The 12326-nt window shown below is 61.8% G+C and carries 12 protein-coding genes; all 12 read left to right on the top strand.

What is annotated here, in order from left to right; all coding sequences use genetic code 11:
• Window positions 1-270 precede the first annotated feature (270 nt).
• The 12 genes from rfbB to VSR82_RS12220 all read left to right on the top strand — a co-directional run bounded on the left by rfbB (window position 271) and on the right by VSR82_RS12220 (window position 12325).
• Window positions 271-1332, top strand: coding sequence for a dTDP-glucose 4,6-dehydratase (gene rfbB / locus VSR82_RS12275; protein WP_368585864.1), 1062 nt, complete (start codon window positions 271-273; stop codon window positions 1330-1332).
• Window positions 1333-1342: 10 nt separating this feature from the next.
• A complete protein-coding gene (rfbA, locus tag VSR82_RS12270; RefSeq protein ID WP_152850847.1) occupies window positions 1343-2236 on the top strand; it encodes a glucose-1-phosphate thymidylyltransferase RfbA in 894 nt (297 codons plus the stop codon).
• Window positions 2221-2772: a dTDP-4-dehydrorhamnose 3,5-epimerase gene (gene rfbC, locus VSR82_RS12265; RefSeq protein ID WP_429460733.1), complete on the top strand. Its 552-nt coding sequence runs from the start codon at window positions 2221-2223 to the stop codon at window positions 2770-2772. Before rfbA ends, rfbC begins: the two co-directional genes overlap by 16 nt.
• Window positions 2773-2781: 9 nt before the next feature.
• Window positions 2782-3693, top strand: coding sequence for a dTDP-4-dehydrorhamnose reductase (gene rfbD, locus VSR82_RS12260; protein ID WP_498857718.1), 912 nt, complete (start codon window positions 2782-2784; stop codon window positions 3691-3693).
• Window positions 3694-3855: 162 nt separating this feature from the next.
• Window positions 3856-5280 carry a UbiA family prenyltransferase gene (locus tag VSR82_RS12255; RefSeq protein WP_152850844.1) on the top strand — a complete coding sequence of 475 codons (1425 nt, stop codon included), beginning with the start codon at window positions 3856-3858 and terminating at the stop codon, window positions 5278-5280.
• 3 nt (window positions 5281-5283) lie between these two features.
• The gene (locus tag VSR82_RS12250; RefSeq protein WP_498857717.1) at window positions 5284-6612 is read left to right on the top strand and encodes an FAD-binding oxidoreductase; all 1329 of its coding nucleotides are present in this window, start codon (window positions 5284-5286) and stop codon (window positions 6610-6612) included.
• A complete protein-coding gene (locus VSR82_RS12245) occupies window positions 6609-7349 on the top strand; it encodes an SDR family oxidoreductase (protein WP_152850842.1) in 741 nt (246 codons plus the stop codon). The genes VSR82_RS12250 and VSR82_RS12245 overlap by 4 nt, the downstream gene beginning before the upstream one ends.
• A gap of 79 nt (window positions 7350-7428) precedes the next feature.
• Window positions 7429-7848: a GtrA family protein gene (locus tag VSR82_RS12240; protein WP_368585869.1), complete on the top strand. Its 420-nt coding sequence runs from the start codon at window positions 7429-7431 to the stop codon at window positions 7846-7848.
• Window positions 7849-7905: 57 nt separating this feature from the next.
• The gene (locus tag VSR82_RS12235) at window positions 7906-9576 is read left to right on the top strand and encodes a DUF6311 domain-containing protein (RefSeq protein ID WP_429460730.1); all 1671 of its coding nucleotides are present in this window, start codon (window positions 7906-7908) and stop codon (window positions 9574-9576) included.
• Window positions 9577-9812: 236 nt separating this feature from the next.
• Window positions 9813-10847, top strand: coding sequence for a GDP-mannose 4,6-dehydratase (gmd, locus tag VSR82_RS12230; RefSeq protein WP_152850929.1), 1035 nt, complete (start codon window positions 9813-9815; stop codon window positions 10845-10847).
• 1 nt (window position 10848) lies between these two features.
• The gene (locus tag VSR82_RS12225; protein WP_368585871.1) at window positions 10849-11748 is read left to right on the top strand and encodes a GDP-mannose 4,6-dehydratase; all 900 of its coding nucleotides are present in this window, start codon (window positions 10849-10851) and stop codon (window positions 11746-11748) included.
• Window positions 11749-11863: 115 nt separating this feature from the next.
• Window positions 11864-12325, top strand: a complete 462-nt coding sequence (locus VSR82_RS12220; protein ID WP_429460728.1) for a hypothetical protein — start codon at window positions 11864-11866, stop codon at window positions 12323-12325.
• The last annotated feature ends 1 nt before the right edge of the window (window position 12326 follow it).

Below are 12326 nucleotides of genomic sequence, written 5' to 3'. Positions count from 1 at the left end.
GGCGTTTCTGTGCTCGGTTCGTGTTAGCGACCGCATAAACAGTCACTAGGACAGCAAACGGCAGCCAGAATGGTGAGGCTGTTTCAAATGGTTGAATTCGAATTTTTGGCGTGGACAACCGTATAATCGGGTCATCATAAGAATAGCGTCCGAGCGTATGCTTGCGCACAAGCGAATGCAACGGATTGCTGCAGAATCGGAAACCATTACGCATCGTGAGAAGGTCGGCGAGTCGATTTCGGGCGCCGCTCACACCCACAAGGGAATTACATGATCCTCGTAACGGGCGGTGCCGGATTTATCGGCGCCAATTTCGTGCTCGACTGGCTGAATGCGTCGGACGAAGCGGTGCTCAACGTAGACAAACTGACCTACGCCGGCAACCTGGGCACGCTGAAGTCGCTACAGGGCAATTCCAAACACATTTTCGCGCGCGTCGACATCTGCGATCGCGCTGCGCTCGACGCGCTATTGGCCGAACACAAGCCGCGCGCCGTGCTGCATTTCGCGGCCGAGAGCCATGTGGATCGCTCGATTCACGGTCCGGCCGATTTCGTGCAGACCAACGTGGTCGGCACCTTCACGTTGCTCGATGCGACGCGCAGCTACTGGAACACGCTGGGTGAAGCGGAGCGCGCCGCATTCCGCTTCCTGCACGTGTCGACCGACGAAGTGTTCGGCTCGCTGTCCGCAACCGATCCGCAGTTCTCCGAAACGACGCCTTATGCGCCGAATAGCCCCTATTCGGCGACCAAGGCCGGCTCGGATCACCTCGTGCGTGCCTACCATCACACGTATGGCCTGCCGGTGCTGACCACCAACTGCTCGAACAACTACGGTCCGTACCAGTTCCCCGAAAAACTGATTCCGCTGATGATCGCCAACGCGCTCGGCGGCAAGCCGCTGCCGGTGTATGGCGACGGGCAGAACGTGCGCGACTGGCTGTACGTCGGCGACCATTGCAGCGCGATCCGCGAAGTGCTCGCGCGCGGCACGCCGGGCGAGACGTACAACGTCGGCGGCTGGAACGAGAAGAAGAATCTCGAGGTCGTGCACACGCTGTGCGACCTGCTCGACCAGCAGCGTCCGAAGGCGGCGGGCTCCTATCGCGACCAGATCACCTATGTGACGGATCGTCCGGGCCACGACCGCCGTTACGCGATCGACGCCCGCAAGCTCGAGCGGGAACTCGGCTGGAAGCCGGCGGAAACGTTCGAGACGGGGCTCGCCAAAACGGTCCAGTGGTATCTCGACAACCAGCAATGGGTCGACGAAGTCGCTTCGGGCGAATACCGGAAGTGGGTAGAGACCAACTACGCGCAGCGCGCGTAAAGGCACGGCAATGGCGCGCAAAGGCATTATTCTCGCGGGCGGTTCGGGCACTCGCCTGTATCCGATCACGCACGTCGTCTCCAAGCAGCTGCTGCCGGTGTACGACAAGCCGATGATCTACTACCCGCTGTCCACGCTGATGGTGGCGGGTATTCGCGACGTGCTGATCATCTCCACGCCGCAGGACACGCCGCGCTTCGAGGCGATGCTCGGCGACGGCAGCCAGTGGGGCATGAACATCCAGTACGCGGTGCAGCCGTCGCCGGATGGGCTCGCGCAGGCGTTCATCATCGGCCGCGAGTTCGTGAACAACGATCCGTCGGCGCTGATTCTCGGCGACAACATCTTCTACGGCCACGATCTCGCGAAGCAGCTCGAACGCGCGGACGATCAGACCGAAGGCGCCACCGTGTTCGCATATCACGTGCAGGACCCGGAGCGCTACGGCGTGGTCGAATTCGACAAGCAGTTCCGCGCGTTGTCGATCGAGGAAAAGCCCGCCAAGCCGCGTTCGAACTACGCGGTCACCGGCCTGTACTTCTACGACAAGCAGGTCTGCGACATCGCCGCGGACATCAAGCCGTCCGCGCGCGGCGAGCTCGAAATCACCGACGTGAACTCGCGCTACCTCGCGAACGCGGCGCTCAACGTCGAGATCATGGGCCGCGGTTACGCGTGGCTCGACACCGGCACGCACGACTCGTTGATCGAAGCCGCGACCTTCATCGCGACGCTGCAGAAGCGCCAGGGTCTGGTGGTCGCGTGTCCGGAAGAGATCGCGTACCGGCGCCAGTGGATCGACGGCGAGCAACTGCTCGCGCTCGCCAGGCCGCTCGCGAAAAATGGCTACGGCCAGTACCTGCAAAACATTCTGACGGATCGAGTCGCATGGCCATCCAGGTAACCCCAACCTCGCTGCCCGAAGTCAAGATCATCGAGCCGAAGGTGTTCGGCGATGCGCGCGGCTTTTTCTTCGAAAGCTTCAATGCGCTCGAATTCGCCGAGAAAGTCGAGCCGGGCGTCGAGTTCGTGCAGGACAATCACTCGCGCTCGGCTCGCGGCGTGCTGCGCGGTCTGCACTATCAGATCCAGCATGCACAGGGCAAGCTCGTGCGCGTGGTCGAGGGCGAGGTGTTGGACGTCGCCGTCGACATCCGCAAGAGTTCGCCGAACTTCGGCAAGTGGGTCGGCGTGACGTTGTCGGTGGAGAACCACCGGCAGCTGTGGGTGCCGCCCGGTTTCGCGCACGGCTTCGTCGTGCTGTCGGAGTCCGCGCAGTTCCTGTACAAGACCACCGACTACTGGTTCCCGGAACACGAGCGCAGCATCGCCTGGAACGATCCGGCGATCGGCATCGAATGGCCGATCGACTTCGAGCCGCTGCTCGCGGCCAAGGATGCGGCGGGCAAGCGTCTCGCCGACGCCGAAGTCTACGCATAAGGGGATCGCATGAGCGCACACCACGCGACACGGACGATTCTCGTCACCGGCGTAAACGGCCAGGTCGGCTATGAGCTCGCTCGCACGCTGCAAGGGCTCGGCAACGTGGTGGCGGTCGATCGCACACGGCTTGATCTGTCGAACCTCGATCAGATTCGCGCAGTGGTGCGCGAGCTGCGTCCCGCGCTGATCGTCAATCCGGCCGCGTACACGGCGGTGGACAAGGCCGACGAGGAGCGCGAGCTGGCAATGCGCATCAACGGCGAAGCGCCGGGCGTGCTCGCCGACGAAGCGAGAAAGGTCGGCGCCGCGCTGATCCACTATTCGACGGACTACGTGTTCAACGGCGCCAAGGAAGGCGCGTACGTCGAGGACGATCCGACCGATCCGCAGAACGTCTACGGTGCCAGCAAGCTCGCGGGCGAGCAGGCAATCGCGGCGAGCGGCGTCAATCATCTCGTGTTGCGCACCAGCTGGGTGTACGGCACGCGCGGCAAGAACTTTCTGCTGACGATGCTGCGGCTAGGCGCCGATCGTGCCGAGTTGAAGGTGGTGGCCGACCAGTTCGGCGCGCCCACGTGGTGCAACACGATCGCGACGCTGACCGGGCATCTGTGCGCGCAGGGCTTCGCCGCCGAAGACGGCGTGAAGTGGTGGAACGAGCGTTCCGGCATCTATCACCTGTGCGCGGGCGGCTCGACGTCGTGGCACGGCTTCGCGTCGGCCATCTTCGAACTCGCGGATTTGCCGAACAGGCCGAACACGCTGCCGATTCCGGCCGCGGACTACCCGACGCCCGCAAAGCGCCCCGCCAATTCGAGGATGTCGAACGACAAACTGGCGCGTGTGTTCGGGCTCGCCGCGCCGCATTGGAAGGAGGCGTTGAAGTTGTGCCTGTCGCGCGACGAGCGCCTCGCATAATGCGGGCGCCCATGTTGCCAACCCTATGCCGGGAAGGGCGGTGTAAATATCACTCGGCGAACGAGATCCTTGTTGGCCGCCAGCGATTGCCATCATTCGGGGAGTGGGGGAGCGGAAGAGCGTTTCGCGTGATCACACTTTTCTCTGTTTAGGCCCGCTCAAATGAGTCAAAAGCCCCTCGTAGTCGATCTCGACGGAACGCTGATGCGCTCCGATGTGCTGATCGAAAGCGCATTCGCATTTTTCAAAGCCGCGCCTCACCGTTTTTATGAGCCGCTACTCTGGCTGTTGCGCTTTGGCAAGCCTGGGCTCAAGTCGCGTCTCGCGCAGACGACCAATATCGACGTGACGGTGCTGCCCTATGACGAGACGGTCCTGGACTGGCTCAAGCAGGAGCGCGCCGCCGGTCGCCGCCTCGTGCTTGCCACCGCGAGCCATGAGCGCTTCGCGCATGCGATTGCCGATCACCTGAGTCTGTTCGACCAAACCTTCGCGACCAATGGCAACGTGAACCTGAGCTCGCGCAACAAGCGGGATCGGCTGGTCGCGGAATTCAGCGAAAAGGGCTTCGACTACGCCGGCAATTCGCATGCGGACGTTCCCGTGTGGGAGGTTGCCGACCGCGCCTACGTGGTCAACCCATCGGTCGGCGTCGAGCGGGTCGCGCGCAGGCGGGGCAACGTCGAGACCGTCATCGAGACGCGTCCGCCTCGCACCCGGGTGTGGGCGAAGTCACTGCGGTTACATCAGTGGCTCAAGAACCTGCTGATTTTCTTGCCGCTGTTGGCCGCGCACGAGGCAACGTCGATGCATCTGCTCGCCATGGCCGCCCTCGGTTTCATATCGTTCGGGCTGTGCGCATCGAGCGTCTACCTGCTGAATGATCTGCTCGATCTCGAGGACGATCGGCACCACCCGACCAAGCGTCGGCGCCCGCTCGCGGCAGGAACCTTGCCGCTATGGCAGGGCGCGATGTTGTTTCCGGTTCTATTGGTGATCGGGTTCGGAATCGCCCACGCGTTACTGCCGTACCGATTCACCTTGGCGCTGATCGCCTACTACGCGCTGACGCTCGCCTACTCTTTCTATCTGAAGCGGCACGTCATGGTGGACGTCGTGGCGCTCGCTTGCCTCTACACATCGCGAATCGTGGCGGGGAGCGCGGCCATCGATGCACGGCTGAGCTTCTGGCTGCTCGCTTTCTCGATGTTCATTTTCCTCAGTCTCGCCCTGGTCAAGCGCTTTGCCGAACTGCACCTGCTGCAGGCGCGCGGGCTCGTCACGTCGCGGGGCCGGGGATATGTGGCGGGTGATCTTTCGCTGGTCTCATCGCTCGGAGCGGCGGCTGGCTATCTATCCGTGCTGGTGCTGGCGCTGTATATCCAGGACGCCAACACGCTTTTGCTGTATCGCCATCCCCAGTTCATCTGGCTGGCCTGTCCGCTTCTGCTCTATTGGGTCAGCCGTATCTGGATCATCGCCCATCGTGGCCAGATGCACGACGATCCTGTCGTTTTCGCCGCCAAGGATCGAGGTAGCTGGGCCGTCATCGGGTTGTGCGCTGTCGTGTTCTGGCTGGCCATCTGAAACATGGCGCACGTTCAGTCCTGGGGGCTTTATCCCTATGCGCCGCAGAATCCGCACACACCGGCGTGGCGCGACGGCGTAGCGCCAGCCTGGCGCTCGGCGGCGTCGGCTAGCGGCACGACGCTCGGATTCGGCCAGGGCCGCAGCTACGGCGACAGCTGTCTCGCGTCCGCGGGCCAGGTCGTGTGCATGCGGGGTCTCGATAGGCTCATCGACTTCGACGCGTCGAGTGGCGTGCTGCGCGCCGAGGCGGGCGTCACGCTGGAGACGATTCTCGAGCTCGCGATTCCGCGCGGCTGGATGCTGCCGGTCACGCCGGGAACCAAATATGTGACGCTTGGTGGCGCTGTGGCCAACGATGTTCACGGCAAGAACCATCACGTCCGAGGCACCTTCGGCCGTCATGTGCGCCGCTTCGGCCTGTTGCGCAGCGATGGCAGCGAGCGCGAATGCGCGCCCAGAAACGCGACGGACGCCGAGCCCGATTTTTTCGGTGCGACTATCGGCGGACTGGGGCTCACGGGACTGATCACGTGGGTCGAGATTCAACTGATGCGAATCCGCACGAGCCTGATGGATGTATCGAGCATCCGCTTCGACAATGTCGACGAATTCTTCGTCCTGTCCGAGCGCCTCGATCCGCATCATGAATACAGCGTCGCGTGGATCGATTGCCAGAGCCGTGGCGCGGCGCTGGGACGGGGGATTTTCATGGTCGGCGATCATGCGCCGGAAGGGCCGCTCGCAGTCGAGCGCCGCAAAAAGCACACGGTCCCCATCGTCTCGCCCGTTCCTGTGTTCAACAAACTGACGCTGCGTCTTTTCAACGAGGCGTATTATCGCCGCCAGGCCGCTGGCGAGACCAAGGCGAAGGTCGGATACGATAGCTATTTCTATCCGCTCGACGCGCTACTGCAGTGGAACCGCATCTATGGACGCTCCGGCTTCCAGCAATATCAATGCGTAATCCCGCCAGATTGCGCGCGCGCGGCGATACGCGACGTGCTCGATGCGATTTCGCGCAGCGGCACCGGCTCGTTTCTTGCCGTGCTCAAGCGGTGCGGTGATCTTCGGTCGCCGGGGTGGCTTTCCTTTCCGCGGGAGGGCACTTCGCTGGCGCTCGACTTCCCGCAGCGCGAGGCGTCCAACCGGCGCCTGTTCGATACGCTCGACGCGATCGTCCGCGCGAGCGGTGGACGTCTGTATCCGGCAAAGGATGCGCACATGTCGGGGGAGGATTTCCGCGCGGCCTACCCGCGGTGGACCGACCTGGAGACACTGAGGGATCCTGCTTTGCTTTCTCGATTCTGGGAACGAACGACTCGCTCATGAAGAACATCGTCATCATTGGAGCCACTTCGGCCATCGCTTCGGCCTGCGCGCGTGCATGGAATGGACCGGGTGTACGCTTCGCGCTGGTCGCCCGCAACGCGCGGCGCCTTCAGGAAACCGCCGACGATCTGAAGGCGCGCGGCGCCGGGTTCGTTAGCTGCCACCAGTTGGATATCGACGATCTCGGCGCGCAGGAGGCGGTCGTGCAGGCATGCCGGGCCGCTCTCGGCAGCATCGACATCGTGCTGGTTGCGCCGGGCACCTTGCCCGATCAGCGCGAATGCGAGCGCGACGCAGCCGTCGCGGTGCGCGAGTTCACGACGAACGTCGTTTCGGTGATCGCGCTACTGACGCGTTTCGCTAATATCGTCGAGGAACAGCGCAGCGGCACATTGGCGGTGATCGCCTCGGTCGCCGGCGATCGTGGACGTCCGTCGAACTACCTTTACGGCAGTGCGAAAGCCGCACTTGCCACGTTCTGCGAAGGACTCAATGCACGCCTGAAAAAGGTCGGTGGACATGTGGTGACGATCAAGCCTGGCTTCGTCGCTACACCGATGACGCAGGGCCTGCCGTTGCCCAAGCCGCTCGTGGCGACACCGCAGGCTGTGGCCGCCGACATCGTGAAGGCCGTGGCGCGTCACCGCGACGTGCTGTATACCCCGTGGTTCTGGGCGGGCATTATGCTGATCATTCGCTCGATTCCGCGCCGCATCTTCAACCGGCTGTCGCTGTAATGGAAGCCGGCCGGCGGGCCAGTCGCGCTCGCGCAGGCCGACCGCTTTCAGACAGTCGATAGATCAACGCAACGATACCGTGAATTCATCGGCCAAACCTCTCGCCACCCCCCACCTCGTCATTCTTTATGCAGTCTTCGCGGCCCTGTCGATCGTCGTGAACATCGGCCTGCAAAAGCTGTCGCTGATTGTGTACGAGGGTCCTTTCGACGTCATGCTCTCGGTGGTGGTCGGCACCGGAGGCGGTCTCGTACTGAAGTTCGTCCTCGACAAGATCTGGATTTTTCGCTACCGCCACAATAATCTTTCGCATGGGGTGGCGAGCTTCTTTCTGTATTCGTTGATGGGCGTGGCGACCACGTTCATCTTCTGGGGATTCGAGTTTGGCGCCGACGCCATCTTTCATTCCGAGCCGGCACGCTTCCTCGGCGGCGCCATCGGCCTGACGATCGGCTATGTCGTGAAGTACCGACTCGACAGGCGGTTCGTCTTTGCCTGATGCAAGCGTGCGGCGGCGCCCCGCATCCGAATCATCGTCACTGGACGTCTTCGATCCATGTCCGTCGATTCAAGACCGAATGGCCTCGTCGATGCGCCCGCACCCAAGCGTGCGCCGCGCGTATCGCTCGATCTCGTCGCGTACGCGCTGCTGTTGGCGGTATCGGTATTCATCTTTGACGGTTGGATGGGTCTGTCGGCATTGCATCCTTCGCATCTCGAATGGTTGTACCTCGGCGACTACCGGAGGAATCTGGCCGCGCTCAACCTGTTCCGTAGCTCGTCGTGGCAGTTTCCGCTAGGACATATCGAGACGAGCGATTTTCCGGTGGGCGCAAACATCGTGTTCATGGACGGTAACCTGCTATTGGCGATCGTCACGAAGTTGCTCGCGCCGTTCCTCGGCCCGGCGGCGCAGACCTACGGCGCCTGGGTTTATCTGTGCGCGTTGCTGCAATTCTGGTCCATTTATTGGGCGCTGAGGCAGCTCGCAGTCTCATCGGTGTGCGCGTTCCTGGGCGCGCTGTTGATCGGGCTTCTGCCGACGTTTTACTACCGGGTAGGCCATCTCAACCTGTTGCCGCATTTTCTGATCATCATCGGTTGGGGCACGCTTCTGTCCGCGTCGATGACGTCTAGCGACCGGTTGCGCATTTTTCTCGCGCTAATCGTCTTTTCGGTATTCACGCACTTCTATTTCACGCCGCCTCTCGTGCTGATGGCGGTGCTGACACAGTGGCGTCCATGCAGCTACCGCGCTGATACGGCAACGCTGCGCTTCGTTGCGCGTCAGGCTTGCATCATTCTCGCGCTCATGCTGTCGGCAATGTTCGCGGCCGGCTATTTCCAGCATTTCCGTGATGACAGCAGCGGCTTCGGCTTCTACTCGATGAACCTGAATGCGTTCATCAATCCGCTAGGCGCAGACGGAGAAGATACGTCGAGGTATGTATCGACGCTGCCGATCGGCACTGCCGGACAGTACGAGGGTTATCAATATCTCGGTCTCGGCCTCTTGCTGTTCGTCCTGATGGCGGGGTTCATGCTCGGGCGCCGGATCGTTGCAGGCGTCGACGCACCCGTCTGGTCGCTATGGCTGGCGCTGACGATACTGAGTCTTTCGAATCAGGTCTATCTGGGCTCCTCGCTGGTGTTCGGAATCGAGCTTCCACGCGCGTTACTGGGGCTGGTGTCGCCCTTCCGCGCCTCGGGGCGCTATGGATGGTTCGTGGTCTATCCGGTTTTGCTCGTCGTATTCTCGAACCTCTACCGGCATGTGCGCGCCCGATCGAGCGGATCGTGGCGGTCCGGCATCACCGTGTTCGCGCTCGTCGTCGCTCTGCTCACTGTCGTGCAATTCGAAGATATCAGGTCGGTATTGGTCCTCAGGCGTGGCGCGCCCCCGCCGACGCTGCCGGCCGGGGTTGCAGTGGCCAGGACGGTGGCAGCGTACGTGTTGGCTAGCGGCTTCAGAGGGCCGATCTTTATCGACGTCCCGGACATCGAAACGAACAAGGATGTATTTGCGCCGCTCACTGCCGAGCTGGCAGGGCGGCGCGTAAGCATTTCTCCAGCGCCGAATGTGCGCGAGAACCTGCGCTATTCCGGCCGGGATCACATCCAGGACACGCTGGACGCGCACGGGCTCGTCATCACCCAGTCTTGCGAGCGCGCGCTTACCGCCAGGAAGATCGAGCTTCTGCCAGCGTGGTGCGCGTTCGCGGGCTGAGTGACGGACTCGGTGCCGGGGCGAATCGCATGCTCGTCGCGTGTCAGCGTGCCGGCGGATTCGGTCCCGGAGCCCGTCCATCGATACCCAGCGGAATCGGTCGGCAGCTGGCACGTGCGCCGTCCGCGACTATCTCGGCGCCCCGGCAGGGTTGCCCCGTCGGCTATAATCGGCGTTCATTATTACCCATGCTCAACGCGGGGACTTGCGTGAGCGGCTTACTGAAGGAGAAGGACTTGACGAGCGCTGTGGTGACTGGCATTACCGGGCAAGATGGTGCGTATCTGACGCAATTGCTCCTCGAACGTGGCTACGACGTCTATGGCACGTATCGGCGTACCAGCTCGGTCAACTTTTGGCGTCTCGATGAAGTGGGTGTATTGCAGCATCCGAAGCTTCATCTGGTCGAGCACGACCTGACCGATCTCGGCGCAACGATTCGCCTGCTCGAAATGGCCAAGCCGCGCGAGGTGTATAACTTGGCGGCGCAGAGCTTCGTCGGCGTGTCGTTCCAGCAGCCGGCCACTACGGCTGAGATCACCGGTGTCGGGGCGCTGAACGTGCTCGAGGCGATCCGCATCGTCGATCGCTCGATTCGCTTCTATCAGGCGTCCACCTCCGAAATGTTCGGCAAGGTGCAGGCGATCCCCCAAAAGGAAGACACCCCGTTCCATCCGCGCAGTCCGTACGGCGTAGCGAAACTTTACGCACACTGGATCACGGTCAATTATCGCGAGTCTTACGATATTTTTGGCTCGAGCGGCATTCTGTTCAATCACGAATCGCCGCTGCGCGGCCGTGAATTCGTCACACGGAAGATTACGGACTCGGTCGCCAAGATTTCGCTCGGCAAGCTCGACGTGCTGGAACTCGGCAATATCGACGCGAAGCGCGACTGGGGTTTCGCGAAGGAATACGTCGAAGGCATGTACCGCATGCTGCAAGCCGACGAGCCGGACACCTTCGTTCTTGCGACCAACCGCACTGAGACCGTGCGCGATTTCGTATCGATGGCCTTCCGTGCTATCGGCACGGACATCGAGTGGCGTGGCAAGGCGGAGAAAGAAGAAGGGCTCGACGTATCCAACGGCAAGGTACTGGTGCGTGTGAATCCGGAGTTCTATCGTCCGGCGGAAGTCGATCTGTTGATCGGCGACGCCACCAAGGCGAAGGAAAAACTTGGCTGGACGCCACGCACTACGCTCGAAGAGTTGTGCACACTGATGGTCGAGTCGGATCGGCGCCGCAACCAGATTGGTTTCTCGTTCTGATATGCCTATGCGCCGCGTCTTGATCACAGGTGCCCATGGCTTTACGGGCGCTTATCTTCGCGAGGAACTGCTGAGCGCCGGGTATGAGGTGACGGGTACCTGTGTCGGCGATCTTCGGCAAGGAAGCGAGCTGCAGCTCGACATCACGTCGCTCGACGATTGCCGTCGCGTGATCGAGGCGGTCCGCCCTGATTGCATCGCGCATCTGGCTGCAATCAGCTTCGTCGCGCACGAAGTGACACTCGACATGTACCGGGTCAACGTGCTTGGTACGCTCAATCTGCTTCAGGCCTGCGCCGACGTCGGCCACCGGCCGGACAAGATTCTGATTGTCAGCAGCGCGAACGTCTATGGCAATTCCGGCGGCGTGATCGACGAAGGTGTGATCCCGGCGCCCATTAATCATTACGCGGCCAGCAAGCTTGCGATGGAGCATCTGGTCAAGACGTGGTTTGACCGGTTGCCGATCGTGATCGTGCGTCCGTTCAACTACACCGGGCGTGGCCAGGCTGAGCGTTTCCTGATCCCAAAGATCGTTTCGCACTTCGTCAAGCGACTGCCTGTCATCGAATTAGGCAATCTGGATGTGGCGCGCGACTTTTCCGACGTGCGCACGGTCGCGAAGGTCTATCGCGGACTGCTGGAGTCGAATGTCGAATCCGAGGTAGTGAATGTGTGCAGCGGCAAGCCTTATACGCTTCAGCAAGTGCTCGAGGCAGTGAGCGAGGTCTCCGGACACCAGCTCGAGGTGCGTGTCAATCCGGCGTTCGTTCGGGCCAACGAGGTCAGAGTCCTGGTGGGTTCGACCGAGAAATTGCGTCGTCTCGTGCCCGGCGTGCAGCCATTCGACTTTTCCGAAACCATCAAATGGATGGTTGGCGGCGAAGACCCGCGATTGTAAGCGCCAGCGCTGCCTGGCGAGCGGCCGCGCTGGGGAAAGCCAGCAGCGTCTGCCCCGTTGGCGGGTGGCTGGCGCTAAACAGTGCGGACTCATACCATTGCGGCCGTCACGCCGGATGGTAGGCAATCTGGATTCCAGCGCACCGGGGGCATCGCTGCAGATGCCGAACCGTCATTCGCAACAAATTCGAAACACCGTTCAATTGCGGGATGTGGATGCCACCATGTCACGCCTCCAGTTCATGGGCCTAGGTATGCGGGCCGACAACGGAACGCATCATTCACTGTTGAGCGTGGCGACGTTCGTCGAAACCGGGCGCGGCGGCACGACTCGGTCCGTTATTTACCGCTTCTCGGGTTTCTGCCGCTTGCAATTTGTAGCATTGCCACGCTCCGCCAGTGTCAATGCGGCCCTACAATCCCTTCGCTGTGTTCAGCGCCCTACGCCGTACGATAGAATGATCAATTCGTTCGAGGTTAAAGCGGCCGAATGTATGAACCTGGTTTGCGCAACGCGCACCCGTCAAACCCTTGGCCGCACCAATATCAAGACTGCGAAGCGCCGCTTCCAAAGTTGAC

Origin of the sequence: Burkholderia sp. JPY481 (genome assembly GCF_038900515.1) — a bacterium.
GTDB classification, from domain to species: domain Bacteria; phylum Pseudomonadota; class Gammaproteobacteria; order Burkholderiales; family Burkholderiaceae; genus Paraburkholderia; species Paraburkholderia youngii.
The sequence above is the reverse complement of the archived record's forward strand: the minus strand, read 5'-3'. Positions and strand labels throughout refer to the sequence as shown.

What these genes read in the sequence shown, in the direction of transcription:
- VSR82_RS12245 (WP_152850842.1), top strand. Translation starts at nt 6,609, where the DNA reads ATGAAGAACATCGTCATCATTGGAGCCACTTCGGCCATCGCTTCGGCC.
- rfbC (WP_429460733.1), top strand. Translation starts at nt 2,221, where the DNA reads ATGGCCATCCAGGTAACCCCAACCTCGCTGCCCGAAGTCAAGATCATC.
- VSR82_RS12250 (WP_498857717.1), top strand. Translation starts at nt 5,284, where the DNA reads ATGGCGCACGTTCAGTCCTGGGGGCTTTATCCCTATGCGCCGCAGAAT.
- rfbA (WP_152850847.1), top strand. Translation starts at nt 1,343, where the DNA reads ATGGCGCGCAAAGGCATTATTCTCGCGGGCGGTTCGGGCACTCGCCTG.
- VSR82_RS12255 (WP_152850844.1), top strand. Translation starts at nt 3,856, where the DNA reads ATGAGTCAAAAGCCCCTCGTAGTCGATCTCGACGGAACGCTGATGCGC.
- rfbB (WP_368585864.1), top strand. Translation starts at nt 271, where the DNA reads ATGATCCTCGTAACGGGCGGTGCCGGATTTATCGGCGCCAATTTCGTG.
- VSR82_RS12225 (WP_368585871.1), top strand. Translation starts at nt 10,849, where the DNA reads ATGCCTATGCGCCGCGTCTTGATCACAGGTGCCCATGGCTTTACGGGC.
- rfbD (WP_498857718.1), top strand. Translation starts at nt 2,782, where the DNA reads ATGAGCGCACACCACGCGACACGGACGATTCTCGTCACCGGCGTAAAC.
- VSR82_RS12235 (WP_429460730.1), top strand. Translation starts at nt 7,906, where the DNA reads ATGTCCGTCGATTCAAGACCGAATGGCCTCGTCGATGCGCCCGCACCC.
- VSR82_RS12220 (WP_429460728.1), top strand. Translation starts at nt 11,864, where the DNA reads ATGGTAGGCAATCTGGATTCCAGCGCACCGGGGGCATCGCTGCAGATG.